Below are 15,174 nucleotides of genomic sequence, written 5' to 3'. Positions count from 1 at the left end.
TTAAGAAACCGTGTTAATCGAGCACTTCTGCAAGTTGCCCTCGGACGCATAGGGCCCTATGCGAAAGGGGGGTTTTTGTGTGCTTCGCGTATTCTTTAGTCCGCGGAGGCTGGTATGGAGAGCATTCTTGACGGTATACTGCATATAGGCGATGGTTATGACTAACGGGATATGAACTGAGGTGACGCCATGTTCGAATTGCTGATCACGATGACGGAACGGATCGGCATTATTGTTACGATCGCTTTTATCGTGACCCGGCTGCGATTTTTCCGTACGATGCTGAGCCAGGACAAGCTGTCCTCCGTTCAGCGGCTCCAGGCCGTTCTGGTCTTCGGGGTGCTGGGCATTGTCGGAACGTATACCGGCATTACAGTCAGCACAGAGTCGCTTGCCGTGAATAAATGGATGCTCCAGGTGTCCGAGGAAGAAGCCATAGCTAACTCACGGGTGGTTGGTATTGCAATGGCCGGGCTTTTCGGCGGATGGAAGATCGGTCTGGGGGCAGGGCTTGTTGCAGGCCTGCACCGCTTCACGTTAGGCGGCTTTACAAGCCTTGCTTGCGGATTGGCGACGATGCTGGCAGGCATCCTGGCAAGTCTGTTTCGGAAAAAGAACGAGCAGATCAGCGTCTCCGCAGCTTTAGTCCTCGGAGCGCTGGCAGAGTCGCTGCAGATGCTGATTATTCTGCTGCTTTCGAGGCCTTTCGACCAGGCGTTGAACCTGGTCGCTTTTATCGGGGTTCCCATGATCGTGGCCAATGGGATCGGCTGCGCCTTGTTCCTGCTGATCATCCGATCCGTAGTCAATGAAGAACAGAAGGCTGCAGCCCAACAGGCCCAAACCTCGCTTCGGATTGCCCGGAAGACGCTCGGTTACATGCGGCAGGGCATGAAGCCCGAATCGGCCGAAGCGGTCTGCCGGATTCTGTTCGAGGAAGTGAAGGCAAGCGCAATCGCGATGACCGATGACCGTGTCATCCTGGCCCATATCGGCATAGGAGACGATCACCATGCGCCTGGACGCCCGCTGCAGACAGAGGTAACCCGGCACGTTATCGAGAAGGGGGAGCTGCTGATTGTCGACCGGCATCAGATCCAATGCCAGATGCGGGATTGTCCGCTTGGCGCGGCGATCGTCGGTCCCCTGAAGCAGGGAGGGGAGACGGTCGGGACGCTTAAATTTTATTTCCCCAGCAAGAAGGATATTACGCATGTTACCACGGAGCTGATGTCCGGGCTCAGTATGCTGTTAAGCTATCAGCTGGAAGCAGCTCAGCTTGCCGAAGCGAAGGAGCTGGCCAGGGAGGCCGAGATCAAGACGCTTCAGGCACAGATCCATCCGCATTTTCTGTTTAACGCGCTCAATACGATTTTGTCGCTAACGAGGATTGATGCAGTGAAAGCGCGCAAGCTGCTTCGGAGCTTGTCGGATTATATCCGGCAGAACTTAACGGCAGCTGCTGCCGAGAAAGCGACGCTTCAAGAGGAGCTGCAGCATATCCGTTCCTATATGAGCATTGAAGAAACCAGGTTCGAGGATAAGCTTGCGATCTCATATGAGGTTGAAGAGTCGGCTCTGAACGCTATTGTTCCGCCGCTGACGATGCAGCCGCTCGTGGAAAACTGCATTCGGCACGGCTTCAGGAACAAAACGGATGATTGCATCATTCGCATCAGGATCACCGGCAAGCCGTCGTCCGGCGTGACCGTTACGATCAAGGATAACGGAGAAGGAATTCCTGCTGAACGTCTGCGGCAGCTCGGTCTTCAGATGATGCAATCCACATCCGGCACCGGAATGGCCGTGTTCAACGTTAACCGGCGTTTGACGTTAATGTACGGGGGATCCGCTTCATTAAAGATTAAGAGCAAGGAGTCAGAGGGTACCGAGGTTGTATTCCATATACCGCCGGCGCCTTCGGCAGCTGACGATAAGTTTAGATAAAGGCAGGGATCACGCGCATCATGACAGACCGAATCAGAACCATCATTGTGGATGATGAACGATACAGCCGGGAGGAGCTCGGATTTCTATTAATGCAGTACCCTTCCATTGAAGTGACGGGCGAAGCGGGATCAGGGGAAGAAGCGGTGCTGAAGACGCTGCAGCTGCAGCCCGACGCGGTATTTCTCGATGTTGAAATGCCGCTCATGAACGGACTTGCGGCCGCCGAAGCCATGCAGGAAATGAAGAAGCCGCCGAAAATCGTATTCGCCACCGCGTATCCGCAGTTTGGCGCCGATGCCTTCCAGTATGAGGCGATAGACTATCTGCTGAAACCCATCGATGAGGATCGTCTGGCTGAGACGGTTCGAAGACTGGAGAGAGCGATCCTATCGCCAAGGCAGCAATCGCCAGCGCCATTGAAATCCTGCGGCAAGCTGTCGTTGGAGGAGGAGGGGCAGATTCATTTTATCGATCCGGATGACATTATTTATATATCGCGGGAAGATCCGTTTTCCAAGATTGTTACCGTCCATCGGGAGTTTCATGTGAAAACGCCGCTCAAGGAGCTGGAGGCGAAGCTTCGGTTGTACCCGTTCTTTCGGATCCATAAAAGCTACATCGTTCATCTTAAATATGCTAAAAGGCTCGTCCCATGGTTTAATGGCGCCTACCAGCTGGAGCTGAAGGGGAGCAGCGAGCTGCTGGCCGTGAGCCGCAATTACGCCAAGGCCTTTCGTGAGGCATTGGAGCTATAGGACGACCTGCGTAAACTCCCTTGCATGTTAGCATGCACTTTGTGCATCTTAATCCGTATAAACGACATGTTAATCGCAAATTACCTCCTGCCCGCAGGAATTTCCTTATAATCGATGTAAGCGATTCCAAAGGAGGAGGCGATAGATATGATTACCTTCATCGTATCGATTCTGCTGTTAATACTCGGTTATTTTACGTATGGAAAATATATTGAGAAGTTATTCGGCGTCAAAGAGGAGCGGTCCACGCCGGCTTACGTCAATCAGGATGGCGTTGATTACTTGCCGATGAGTACGGGCAAAAACTCGCTGATCCAGCTGCTTAACATCGCGGGGGTCGGACCGATCTTCGGGCCGATCATGGGAGCCTTATACGGTCCGGTTGCCTTTCTGTGGATTGTATTTGGCTGCATATTCGCCGGAGCCGTGCATGACTATCTGACCGGCATGATCTCGATTCGCAACCGCGGTGCCCATCTTCCTGAGCTTGCCGGGAAATTCTTGGGCAAAGTCATGAAGCATGTAGTCAACGCTTTCGCCATTCTGCTGCTGATTCTGGTAGGAACGGTATTCGTCACCTCGCCGGCTAGCCTGCTTCACAACCTGATGAATGGCTCTATCAGCTTGTGGATGATTACGGTTGCCATCTTCGGCTATTATATCCTGGCAACGCTGCTGCCCATCGATAAAATCATCGGCCGCTTCTACCCGATCTTCGGTGCGCTGCTGCTGATAGCCTCTGTCGGCGTCGGTGCGATGCTGATCATCCAGAAGGCGCCGATTCCAGAGCTGACATTTACCAATATGCATCCTGACAATCTGCCGATCTTCCCGCTGCTGTTCCTGACGATTACGTGCGGAGCTTTGTCGGGGTTCCACGCGACTCAGACGCCGATCATCTCGCGCACGACCCAGCGCGAGGGGCAGGGCCGCAAAATCTTCTACGGCATGATGATCGCCGAAGGGATTATCGCCATGGTCTGGGCAGCTGCGGCAATGAGCTTGTTCCACGGCTCGACCGGTCTGAATGAGCTGCTCGCAACAGGCGGCACGGGGCTTGTCGTAAGCGAAGTCGCGAAGGTCACGCTTGGGGCGGTTGTTGGTACATTCGCTGTGCTTGGGGTTATCGTTCTGCCGATTACGTCCGGCGATACGGCATTCCGCAGCGCGCGGATGATCATTGCCGATTATATCAAGCTGCCGCAGCTTAGCATGAAGAGCCGGCTTCTCATTGCCGTTCCGCTCTTTTTCATTTCGATAGCGCTTACGCAGATCGATTTCAACATTCTATGGCGCTATTTCTCTTGGGCTAACCAGGCGACTGGCGTGATTGCCCTGTTTGTCGGAGCGATGTATTTATACATCGCACGCAAAAACTTCTGGGTGGCCCTGATTCCCGGCGCCATGATGCTGTACACAACGACGGTGTATATTTTGAACGCGCAAATCGGCTTCCGTTTGTCCATGAACGCTTCCTACATCGTCGGCGCAGTCATCAGTGCGGTTCTGGTGATTATCTTCTTTAAAGCCGCACAAAAAGCCCGAGCCGCCAAGCTTCCGCTGGATGTGGATGTCTCCGGCTTCAACAAGGCTGCATGATAGCTACATTTTAAACGGATCCACAAGTTAATCTATAGTCCATGGTTTGAAGGTACCGCGGCAGGTTAGTTACAGCCTGCGTTTGCGGTGCCTTTTTGCCGTGATCGGTCAAACCCTCATTCATTCCCTTACCTGGTGCCATTATACCGATCGCATGGCTGCTCCATTCGACCGAGATGTCATCCGGCTTAACGCAGAACCGTCCTTCATCGCTGCCCGCTCCATTGGATAAGGAGCTTAGACTTCTTGCAAGAAGCTTCCCGCAAACATCCTGACGAAATTATACATATAATCAATCCGACCGGCTCATAAAATGATGAAAGAAACGTGTAAATGGTGAAGGGGGCGTGTGCAAGATGCTAACCATGCTGCTGTTCCTGTTTGCCGCAAGCGCTGCGGTTGCCAGCGTCGATACCACCTGCGGGTTGAACGTGCTTGGAAGCCTGGATAACACGAAGGTGAACAAAGCCGCTTATGCACTCGTCTATGTGCTCTCCTGCACGCTGGGAGGAGCGGTGACCGGGCTTGCGATCGGCGGCGTCAATTATTTGCTGTCTCTAACCCCGTTGGGGCCATTGTATAACGCAATCATCGTCATATTGTTTGCCGTGTTCATCCTGTTAGAGCTGTTTAATAAATCCGGACTTCTGCCCTCGGGTAATTTCATTGTGCCGTCGGAATGGATTCGGCAGGCGGGATACCGTTCCGCAGCGCTCTGGGGCCATATTCTGGGCATGGGGTTTATTACGCTTCAAGCCGGCGTCCTGTTTCATGCATACATGCTATTATCGATATTTGCGCCGGTTTGGTGGTTGAGTCTCCTGGCGGGAATATGCTTCGGATTCATACGGGGCACTGTATTTAGTCTCCCCCTGATCCGGTCCGTCGTCCACATGCTGCTGGAAAAAAGATGGCTGAAGCGCACCTTGCTTAGCGCCGTGCGGCTAGTCGCATCTTACGTGCTGCTGACAGGATCCATCTTATGGATTCTCCTGTCCTAATTTAAGAAGGGAGGCTGCCGTTCCGATGTATGAAATTGCTGCCATTTCCGCCACCTTCCCCATGCTGTTATCGGTTACCAGCTACATCTGGAGCGCCTTCTTCGGCGACCCGGACCGTTTCCCTGGCAGTCCCCGTCTGCACGCGCTGCTTGTATTGCTGCAGTTCCTTGCCGTCACCATGATTTACGGATATCCCTCATCCATGAGTTTTGTCTTGCTTTCGGTCCTATACTTTGTTCAGGGAATCGGAGTTGTCTATTACATACGGAAGAAAGGAAGGGTAGACTGCGGCTGTCTCGGTCCGCAATTTCATTCCCGGCTGGGGTGGCCGCTCATTGCTATTAACGGGTTTATGGGACTGCTCAGCATGGCCTGGAGCAATCCGGCATGGTTTGACTATCGAGAAGCAGTCGCCCTGAACGGATTTCTGCTGGAAGGCATGCTGCTCCTGGTATCGCTGCTTGTCATCGTGGGCATACCGGATGCCGTTCATGCCATCCGGATATACCGCGAGCTCGCCGCCCCGCATGCTCCGTACATCAAACAGAGGTAAAGGAGGGCATGATGAACACGTTTTTTTGGATCTCCTATATTGTTCTATGGCTCCTCGTTGTACCGTTGGTTCTACTTAACCTCGTCTTGTTCAGACAGCTGGGAATTATGGTGATGGGGACCGCCCGGGGCGTCAACCAATCCGGCATTCCGGTCGGCCGCAAGCTTCCCGATGCCGTCACCACCGATCTGCAAGGGAGCTCGTGGTCGACGAGCGGCTTAGCCGGAACCGCCGCCATCCTGTTGTTCGGATCGCCGACCTGCAAAGAGTGCGCACAAATTATTCCGGACTTTACCCGCATCGCGAAGAAGCACCACGTCAAGCCGGTCCTTCTGTTATTCTCATCCGCAGAGCATGCAGCATCGTACATCTCGACGATTGGCTACGAGGATGAAGCCGTCCTGGTTACCTCCGAGCTTGCCCGTCAGCTGGATGTCCAAGTCACGCCTTATGCCTATGCGGTTGACGGCAGCGGCGTAATCAGGCACAAGGGACTGGTCAACAGCCGCGAACAGCTGGAAGCCTACGTGAAGGCAACCATAGCTTCCTGAATAAGAGGTGATAAGCATGTGGCGTTTGCCTGCAAATAAAGATGAAGAAGCCCAGACGGTGATCAGCCGCTTGACCCGGAAAGCGAGTCGAGTCTCGATTTTGAACCGTTTCGCACAAAAAACAGCGGAGCTGCTGGCGAGAGTCCTCCTGAGACCCGAAGAGCAGCTGGTTCGTATTTCCTTTGCCGCCGGGCCATGCCGCCCGCCTCACGGTCAATATTGCAGCGGATGCGGAGCAGATGCTTCCTGTCCGCCCGATTATATCATCTGCACGCCGAAATCCGTTATTACGGACTGCAAAGGGCTGTGTCCTTATCCGTCCGGCTGGTGGTATACAAGCGATCCGCCCGGACAACGGGCCAAATGCCAGGATTGCATCTCGCAATATGTTCATCCCGAATTCGGGATGAAAGGCTGCTACCAAGGGGCACATATTTATGGCAGATATATCATTTGCGCGTGCAGATCGACCTTCACATATTAATGCATCGGCCGCGTGTTCATGCAATCCAGTGAGACGCACGACGTCGTGATGGGATGCCGCCGCGCTCAAATTTTCTAAGAGCGTCAATTCCTTATATTCGGCTGATTTGTCCTCGTTTTAAGGATATAATTGGAGAAACAGCGAGGTTAATGAACGCAACGATTCGTTGTGAGCTGATGAAGGGAATAAGGAGAGGGACTGATGCAGGACATTGAGATCCGGAGACCCGCATACGCTGATGTCGAAGCGCTTGCGCATTTTTTTCGAATCGTTGTAACCGATACGTTCGCCAAGGAAGGCCTGTCGGAATTGGATGAGGATATCGAACAGGAAATCGAATCGAAAATTCAATACTTGAATCGTGATTTGGAATCAGGAGGCGAACAGTGGTACTTTCTAATTGCCCTGATCGATGGCCATGTCGTAGGCACGATTGAATATGGGCCGCCAAACGCCATGATCCGGCAGCACGCTCCATGGAACAAACAGGACATCATGGAGGTGGGGACCGTTTTCGTGCATCCGGATTATCAAGGCAGGGGAATTGGAAGCTTGCTCTTAAACGTCATTTGGTTGTCGATGATGGAGCGGGGATACCGGGAATTTTGCCTGGACAGCGGATACTCTGCGGCCCAAAGCATCTGGAAGAAAAAGTTTGGAGAACCCGATGTTCTCCTGCAGGATTATTGGGGCGAAGGCCTTCATCATATGATCTGGAGAAGATCGCTCGGCGACGTTTCCATCACATTTCGAAATAGTGTCGATTCCGAAAAAGTTGAGTCATAAGCGCGTGTCACAGTTACGACCCAAATGGTCAGCCATGGACAGGTGGATATGATTGCGGCCGCCCCAGAGATTGGGGGGCCTTCTTCTCGTAAAGCGATATTTTTCATAATCCTGTGTGTGAGGGTCCCCGATCGGGTGTACAATAAGATAGCTGCAGCAGGATCATCCTGTCAGAATCAATGGCGCGAAGGGGATGGTGAAGGTGCGCTTATTGCTCCATGATACGAGTGAAGTTCATGAATTGAAGGTGTACGATACAGAGGAGCTATACGGCGTGAAGGGGCGTTTCCGAGTGCTGGAGTTCTCCGATGATGCGGTGCAGGGAGTGCTGGATCTGAACGATCCGGAGCGGATCGTCTTTGAGTACCCGAGAGCGATCATTCACCTGATCGATGCCAATCATTCGGATTTCGAGGACATGTTCCTGATCGGGCACGGCATCGGGACGATCGCCCGCCATTATGCGAATAGGCGGATAACGGCAGCCGAGGTGGACAAGCGGGTGGCGGAGCTGGCCCGCACCTTTTTCGGCAGCGAAGCTGAATCCGTGAGAATTGGCGATGGGCGCGAGCTGCTGGAGAGGGAAGCTCAGGATACTTTGGACGTTATTATTGTGGATGCCTTTACGAAGGAAGGAACGCCGCGGCATCTGGCTTCTGCGGAATTTTTCATGATGGCGGCAGATAGGCTGCGTGATCAGGGTATTATGATTATGAACCTGATTGGACGAGGAACTAGGGACCCTTATATCCGTGCGATCCACACGACGCTCCATACGGTGTTTTCCTATACGAAGGCATTTCGTCTGTCCGATCGCCGCACAGATATTCAAAATATCATTCTCATCGGAGCCGCGCGCCCTATTCTGTATCAGGAGCGTCATATGGCCGGCTTCCGGGAGGCAACTCTTGAACAGGGCTATGTGATAACGGATCGTCCGTAGGAAGGGATGGAATACATATGGAATATGTTTTGCTGGTGCTTGTCGGAATGCTGGCCGCGGTGAGCGGGGCGATTGCCGGCCTTGGAGGCGGATTTATCATTGTGCCGGTACTGGCCCTCATGTATACAATGCCGGTGTCCCAGATATCGGGCACATCAATGGCCGTTCTGTTCGTCAGTGCGATCTCCAGCACATGGGCCTATGCGAGGCAAAAACGAATTGATTACCGGAGCGGCCTGGCGTTCTCGGTAGCCATGATACCGGGCTCTGTGCTGGGTGCCTGGACAACCAGCATTGTGGGCAGCCGCGTCTTTTTTATAGCGCTTGGACTCTTCCTGATGCTGATGGCGGTTGTGATCAACTTCAAGCCGACCCAGAGCCGGGGCGGCTTCCTCCGGCCGACGGTGACAAGAAACTTCATCGATGCCTCCGGCGCTGAGCATCGCTATGCGTTCAATTTGTGGTTCGGCTCCGGGGTTGCGCTTTTTGTCGGGTTCATCTCCAGCTTGTTCGGCATCGGCGGCGGCTCGGTAATGGTGCCTACGATGATCCTGTTCCTGGCCTTTCCGCCGCATATCGCCACCGCAACGTCCATGTTTTCGATTCTGCTCTCCTCGCTGGTGGGAACCATCTCTCATGTCGTGCTTGACCATGTGTTATGGGGGACGTTCATTTGGCTTGCGATCGGAGCACTGGCCGGGGGCCAAATCGGTGCCAAGCTTGCCTCCAAAATACCGGGGCTCGTCATCGTGCGGATATTGTCGGTATGCTTGTTCATCGTGGCGATCCGGCTGATGTTTAAAGGATAGAGCGTCCGGGTTCTTGCGTTGAGCCCATTTACGTTTGTTTAAGCCAACCGGGTGATCTGGTTGGTTTTTTCTATGCTTAGCGAAGTACATATCAGGGGTCAGCTGGATCTTCACGAAAACCTTTATACGTCTAGACATTATCAAGGTACCGAGTGGAGTTGGTAAATGAAGGAGAAGCAAAGTAAAAAGATGAACGTTGTAACGGAATGCACGCCATTCCATAATGAAAGCGTAACCAAGTACAGATCTTGAATCCATTGGAACGGGGGATGCAAATGCAAAAAAGGAATTCAGTATGGCGGAGAGCGATATCCGTATTATTCATGGCGTCACTCCTGCTCTCGGCCTGCGGAGTCAGCGGGTCCGGCAGCGGCAGTTCAAACGAAACGTCCAAGACCGATCCAAGCACCATAGCGAATGACGGCCCTTTCGGCAAATATGATCCGCCAGTCGAGGTATCGTTCGTAAGGGATCTTAGCGACGTCGTGGAAAATAACGTGCTGGGCGTGCTTAAAGACGAAACGATCGACAACAATCGATGGACGCAATTGTATGAGCAGGAGCTTGGCATCAAAGTCAAGTACAAATGGGTGGTCAAAGGCAGTCCAACCTCCGACCAATACCTGCAGAAAATTAACGTGACGCTGGCTTCGGGCGACCTTCCGGACGTGATTCCGGTCAACGCCACCCAGCTCAAGCAATTGGCGGATTCGGACCAAATCATGGATATGACGGAACTTTACGAAACGTACGCTTCCCCAATGACGAAGGAAGTGCTGCTTCAAGAAGGGACGAGTGCTTTTGACGCCGCTACGTTCGACGGAAAGCTGATGGCGATTCCTCAACTGGAATCCTCGATCGAGCGTTCCATGTACATCTGGATCCGGACGGACTGGCTGGAGAAGCTGGGACTTGCGCCGCCGAAAACGATGGCTGACGTACTCGCCATATCGAAAGCGTTTACGGAGAACGATCCGGACGGGAATGGTGTGCAGGATACGTACGGACTTGGCGTTACCAAGGATTTATGGGGGGGCGCGATGGGGCTTGAGGGGTTTATGGCCGGATATAATGCCTACCCTAACATTTGGATCGAGGATGACTCCGGCAAGCTCGTCTTTGGGAGCATCCAGCCGGAAGTGAAAAAGGCGCTTCAGGTTTTGCAAGAGATGTCCAAAAACGGACAGATCGACCAAGAGTTCGGTATCAAAGACGGAGGCAAGGTTTCGGAGCAAATCTCGGCCGGCAAGATCGGTATGGAGTACGGCGAGCAGTGGAATTCCATTTGGCCGCTTCAGCTGAATCGCGATAACGATCCGAATGCGCAGTGGCAAGCGTTCCCGATCGTATCCGAATCGGGGGAAGCACCGAAGGTGCCGCTCAAATTCAGCACCACCCGATTCTTCGCCGTCAAGAAGGATGCGGCCTATCCGGAAGCCGTCATCAAAATGTTCAATCTGCATCTCGAGAAAAACTGGGGGAAAACCGCCGAATTCGATAAATACTTTGCGCCGCCGGAAGCCGAAAGCGTGTGGCAGCTGTCTCCGGTCACGCCGTATCCGGTCATGAAGAACGTGGATGCATTCCGGGAAATCGATGCTGCGCGCAAGGCCGGCGATTTCTCGAAGTTAACCGGAGAGGCCAAGACGATCCAGGAAAAACTGGAAGCTTATGAATCGGGCTCATCCGACGGCTTTGCGCTATGGGGCTGGGAAAGGATATACGGGGAACAGGGCTCCATGGGAATCGCCGACCAATACGATAAAAACGACCAATTCCTGCAGGAAAAATTCGTCGGCGCTCCGACGCCGACGATGGTCGAGCGCAAGACGACGCTCGAAAAAATGCAAAACGAGGTTTTCGTCAAGATTATTTTAGGCGAATCCATCGACACCTTCGACCAGTTCGTAGAGGATTGGAAAAAGCTCGGCGGGGATCAAATCACGCAAGAAGTCAACGAGTGGTACGAACAGGCGAAGCGATAATCCGGGCCGGAGGGAGAACCTTGTCGTTACTCCCTCCGAACCTGTTACCTACGAATTGGAGGTTCACGAATGAAAGCGAAATGGCGAAGAGAGCTGCCGCTCCATGTGATGATATTGCCGGGATTGATTCTAATCGTTTTATTTTCGTACATTCCGATGGCCGGCATCACGATCGCGTTTCAGAGGTTTATCCCTGCCAAAGGCCTCTTCGGCGATCAGCAATGGGTCGGATGGAACAATTTCGAGTATGTGATGAGCCTGCCGAATTTTACGCAGGTTTTGTGGAATACGCTGTTTATTTCGAGCTTCAAGCTCATTTTGGGGCTCATTGTTCCAATCGTGTTCGCCGTCCTGTTGAACGAACTCAAAAACAATGTGATCAAGCGATCGGTCCAAACGGCCATTTACTTGCCTTATTTCCTGTCCTGGGTCGTGCTTGGCGGTATCCTGATCGATATCCTCTCCCCGTCGGGAGGCATCGTCAACGGATTTCTCGGCCTGCTGGGCATCCCCAAGATCTTTTTCCTGGGCGATAACGAATGGTTTCCGTTCACGCTCATTGCTTCCGACGTGTGGAAAAACTTCGGGTACGGCACGATCGTGTACTTGGCTGCGATTACCGGAATTGATCCGGGGTTATACGAAGCGGCAACGATCGACGGGGCGAACCGCTGGCGGAAAATATGGCATATCACGATTCCGGGCATGCGCATGGTAATCGTCCTGTTGTCGGTGTTAAGCCTGGGACAGCTGCTGAATGCCGGCTTCGATCAGGTGTTTAATTTATACAGCCCGCAAGTGTACGAAAGCGGGGACATTCTGGATACGTTCGTTTATCGGATCGGTTTGCTTGATGCCCAGTACGGGGTGGCGACGGCGGTCGGATTTTTTAAATCGGTCATATCGCTCACGCTGATATCGGGCTCCTACTTTTTGGCTTATCGGTTTGCGAAATACCGGATATTTTAAGGGGGGGAAACGATGCAGCAACGATTGGTGCCATCTTCGGCTGAAGGGGGCCGTATCCGGCAAAAAAGGCGGTTTGAATGGTTTTCCCTGATCAATGCCATTTTCTTGATTTTGATCTCGCTGATTTGCGTTCTTCCTTTGATTCACATCATTGCGGTTTCCTTTAGTTCCAGCGCGGCGGCTTCGGCGGGATATGTGAAGCTGTGGCCTGTCGACGTGACGCTGGCTTCCTACATGTATACGGCAAGCCGCCACGAGTTTTGGGATTCGATGCTGGTGTCGCTCACGAGGATCGGCTTGGGCACTCCGCTTAATTTGCTGCTGACCGTGTTGATTGCCTACCCGTTATCGAAAGAGACACGTTCTTTTCGGCTTCGGAGCGCGTACGCGTGGATCTTTTTCATCACGATGCTGTTTAATGGCGGCCTGATTCCTTGGTATTCAACGATAAAAGAATACGGCATGCTGGATACGATATGGGCATTGATTTTGCCGAGCGCGGTTCCCGTGTTCAGCGTCGTTCTGCTGCTTAATTTTTTCAGGGAAATTCCGAAGGAGCTTGAAGAGGCGGCGCTCATCGACGGAGCGAGCCACTGGCGGACCATGTGGTCGATTTTTGTCCCGATATCCAAGCCTGCGCTTGCCACGCTTGCTTTGTTTTCCATGGTTGAGCACTGGAACAGCTGGTTCGACGGACTGCTGCTGATGGGAGACCCGTCCAATTATCCGCTGCAAAGCTATATTCAAACGATCGTAATCCAGCAAAACCTGTCGAATATGTCGAGGGACGATATGCTGAACCTGGCGCTGATCTCCGATCGGACGCTGAAATCGTCGCAGATCTTTCTCGGCTCGCTTCCGATTATTTTGGCATACCCGTTCTTGCAGAAATATTTCGTAAAGGGCATCGTTCTCGGAAGCGTGAAGGGCTAAGGGCTAAGGACACAGCGCAAGTCGATGTTGCCCGCCATAAGTCTGGCTGCCCTGACGAGATGTAGGCTATAATCGAATAAAAAATGCTGGGGGCAATGCCATTGATGTTCCGACGGGACTTTTCACTGCGCAATACGATATTTCTCCGGTTGATCGTGACGTTTCTGCTCATTATGGTGCCGATTCTGTTATTTGCCGTGTATCTTTACCATTGGAACGTGCAAACGGCCAGCTCCGACATTACCAAGACGGCAGCGGCGCAATCCGAATTCTACCTGACCGATCTGGAAAACGAAATCGAACGCATGAAAATGCTGCAGTACAGCCTGCTGGAGGATGAAAACCTGAATGAACTGGTCCTGACCTGGGAGACGATGGCGACGATCGCCCGTACCGAGAACATGAATTCGTTGATCAAGCGGCTGTATACTGTTCAGAACAGCAGCATGTATATCAAGGATGTCAGTGTTCATATCGCGGCTATCGGCCGCACGATTTCAGCCGGAGATGGGGTGCGTGAATTTAGGCCCGAACGCTTCCGGGAAATCCGTTCCGTCTTTGGCAGCGGCTCTCAGCTCATTGAATGGAACGGAGGCTTGTTCCTTGGCGCCATGAAACAGCGGGGTATCAAAAGGGCAGAGCCGCTGTTCACGGTCGAGATCGAGCTGGACGAGCAGCGGCTGCAGGAAGCGCTCGCCCAATTCAATACGTACCCCGGCAGCGGAACGCTGCTCCTGTCGGACAGCGCCAAGGTTGCCGTCGCGAACGGGACAGGGGAGCTGGCTAACGTTAGCCTCCCCCTTTTCCTGCGGGAAATCCCGGCGCTCCTGGAGGACACTCCTTCGCGGCTGACCGTAAACGGGAACCGATACTATGCCGTGCAGGCCCACTCGCCGGAGCTAGCGCTGTCGATCTATCGTTTCATTCCCGAGAAGGTCGTACAGAAGCCGCTGAGCAAGTTCTACAAATGGGCATGGGGATTTGCCGCAGCGGCGCTGGGGATATTTGGCGTTTTTGCGCTGTCTACCTATAAGTTCATCCACAAACCTATGCTGGCTTTAGTTAAAGGCTTCAGAAGGATCGAGCACGGGGATCTGAGCATCCATATCGCCCATGAATCCAAGGACGAGTTCAGGTACTTATACGGCAGGTTTAACCAGATGGTGGACAATTTGCGCTCTTTGATCGATCAAGTCTACAAGCAGAAAATCATGACGCAGCGGGCGGAGCTGAAGCAGCTGCAATCGCAAATCAACCCGCACTTTTTATATAACAGCTTTTTTATCCTGAATACGATGGCCAAGACGGGAGATACGGAACGGATCGAACAATTTACGACGCTGCTCGGGGAGTATTTCGAATTCGTGACGAGGAATGCATCGGATTTGGTTGCATTGGAGCAGGAAGTTCATCATGCGAGAATGTATGCAGAAATTCAGGAGCTACGGTTTTCGAGAAGGATTCAGGTACGCTTTGATCCGCTGCCGGATGAGCTGCGGCCGCTTCCCGTGCCGCGGTTGATCGTTCAACCGATCATTGAAAACGCATTCAAGCACAGCCTAGAAAAAAAGACGAAGAATGGTTTGATTGTGGTGCGATTCGAAGGGGCGGACGGCCAGGCTCGCGTCATCGTGGAGGATAACGGAGACCGGTTGACGGACGAGGCGCTGGAGCAGATCCGGAAGTCCTTGTATGAGGAACAGGACCAGGCCGAAACGACAGGGATGGTGAACATTCATCGCCGGATCCGCATCACATTCGGGGAGGATGCCGGATTACGGACAGAACGTAGCGAGCTTGGGGGGCTTGCCGTAACAATACTTCTTGGCGATGGAGGTGAACCGTCAAGTGTATAG

The 15,174-nt window shown here is 53.0% G+C and carries 14 protein-coding genes; all 14 read left to right on the top strand.

Annotation, left to right across the window (positions count from 1 at the left end; genetic code table 11):
* The first annotated feature begins 189 nt into the window (after positions 1 to 189).
* The 14 genes from J2Z18_RS19785 (at position 190) to J2Z18_RS19720 (ending at position 15,174) form a co-directional block, all read left to right on the top strand.
* Positions 190 to 1,947: a sensor histidine kinase gene (locus J2Z18_RS19785; protein WP_007130212.1), complete on the top strand. Its 1,758-nt coding sequence runs from the start codon at positions 190 to 192 to the stop codon at positions 1,945 to 1,947.
* A gap of 20 nt (positions 1,948 to 1,967) precedes the next feature.
* Complete coding sequence (locus tag J2Z18_RS19780) at positions 1,968 to 2,705, top strand: LytR/AlgR family response regulator transcription factor (RefSeq protein WP_007130211.1); 738 nt, start codon at positions 1,968 to 1,970, stop codon at positions 2,703 to 2,705.
* 147 nt (positions 2,706 to 2,852) lie between these two features.
* On the top strand, positions 2,853 to 4,304 hold the full coding sequence (locus J2Z18_RS19775) for a carbon starvation CstA family protein (RefSeq protein WP_007130210.1): 1,452 nt from the start codon (positions 2,853 to 2,855) through the stop codon (positions 4,302 to 4,304).
* 356 nt (positions 4,305 to 4,660) lie between these two features.
* Positions 4,661 to 5,305 (top strand): hypothetical protein, encoded by a 645-nt coding sequence (locus J2Z18_RS19770; RefSeq protein WP_210095196.1) that lies wholly within the window; start codon positions 4,661 to 4,663, stop codon positions 5,303 to 5,305.
* A 25-nt stretch (positions 5,306 to 5,330) separates the two neighbouring features.
* On the top strand, positions 5,331 to 5,858 hold the full coding sequence (locus J2Z18_RS19765; RefSeq protein WP_007130208.1) for a MauE/DoxX family redox-associated membrane protein: 528 nt from the start codon (positions 5,331 to 5,333) through the stop codon (positions 5,856 to 5,858).
* Between the two features lie 8 nt (positions 5,859 to 5,866).
* Entirely contained in the window at positions 5,867 to 6,409 is a 543-nt protein-coding gene (locus J2Z18_RS19760; protein ID WP_244152704.1) for a TlpA disulfide reductase family protein, read from the top strand.
* Positions 6,410 to 6,425: 16 nt separating this feature from the next.
* Positions 6,426 to 6,893, top strand: a complete 468-nt coding sequence (locus J2Z18_RS19755) for a hypothetical protein (RefSeq protein WP_007130206.1) — start codon at positions 6,426 to 6,428, stop codon at positions 6,891 to 6,893.
* Positions 6,894 to 7,094: 201 nt separating this feature from the next.
* Entirely contained in the window at positions 7,095 to 7,679 is a 585-nt protein-coding gene (locus tag J2Z18_RS19750) for a GNAT family N-acetyltransferase (protein WP_007130205.1), read from the top strand.
* A 193-nt stretch (positions 7,680 to 7,872) separates the two neighbouring features.
* Entirely contained in the window at positions 7,873 to 8,622 is a 750-nt protein-coding gene (locus J2Z18_RS19745) for a spermidine synthase (RefSeq protein ID WP_083832623.1), read from the top strand.
* Between the two features lie 17 nt (positions 8,623 to 8,639).
* Positions 8,640 to 9,431, top strand: coding sequence for a sulfite exporter TauE/SafE family protein (locus J2Z18_RS19740; protein ID WP_007130203.1), 792 nt, complete (start codon positions 8,640 to 8,642; stop codon positions 9,429 to 9,431).
* A gap of 275 nt (positions 9,432 to 9,706) precedes the next feature.
* Positions 9,707 to 11,416, top strand: a complete 1,710-nt coding sequence (locus tag J2Z18_RS19735; RefSeq protein WP_007130202.1) for an extracellular solute-binding protein — start codon at positions 9,707 to 9,709, stop codon at positions 11,414 to 11,416.
* 69 nt (positions 11,417 to 11,485) lie between these two features.
* A complete protein-coding gene (locus tag J2Z18_RS19730) occupies positions 11,486 to 12,385 on the top strand; it encodes an ABC transporter permease (RefSeq protein WP_007130201.1) in 900 nt (299 codons plus the stop codon).
* Positions 12,386 to 12,397: 12 nt separating this feature from the next.
* A complete protein-coding gene (locus J2Z18_RS19725; RefSeq protein WP_007130200.1) occupies positions 12,398 to 13,318 on the top strand; it encodes a carbohydrate ABC transporter permease in 921 nt (306 codons plus the stop codon).
* 104 nt (positions 13,319 to 13,422) lie between these two features.
* Positions 13,423 to 15,174: a sensor histidine kinase gene (locus J2Z18_RS19720; RefSeq protein ID WP_007130199.1), complete on the top strand. Its 1,752-nt coding sequence runs from the start codon at positions 13,423 to 13,425 to the stop codon at positions 15,172 to 15,174.

Origin of the sequence: Paenibacillus lactis (assembly GCF_017873605.1) — a bacterium.
In the GTDB taxonomy this organism is placed as follows: domain Bacteria; phylum Bacillota; class Bacilli; order Paenibacillales; family Paenibacillaceae; genus Paenibacillus_AQ; species Paenibacillus_AQ lactis.
The sequence above is the reverse complement of the archived record's forward strand: the minus strand, read 5'-3'. Positions and strand labels throughout refer to the sequence as shown.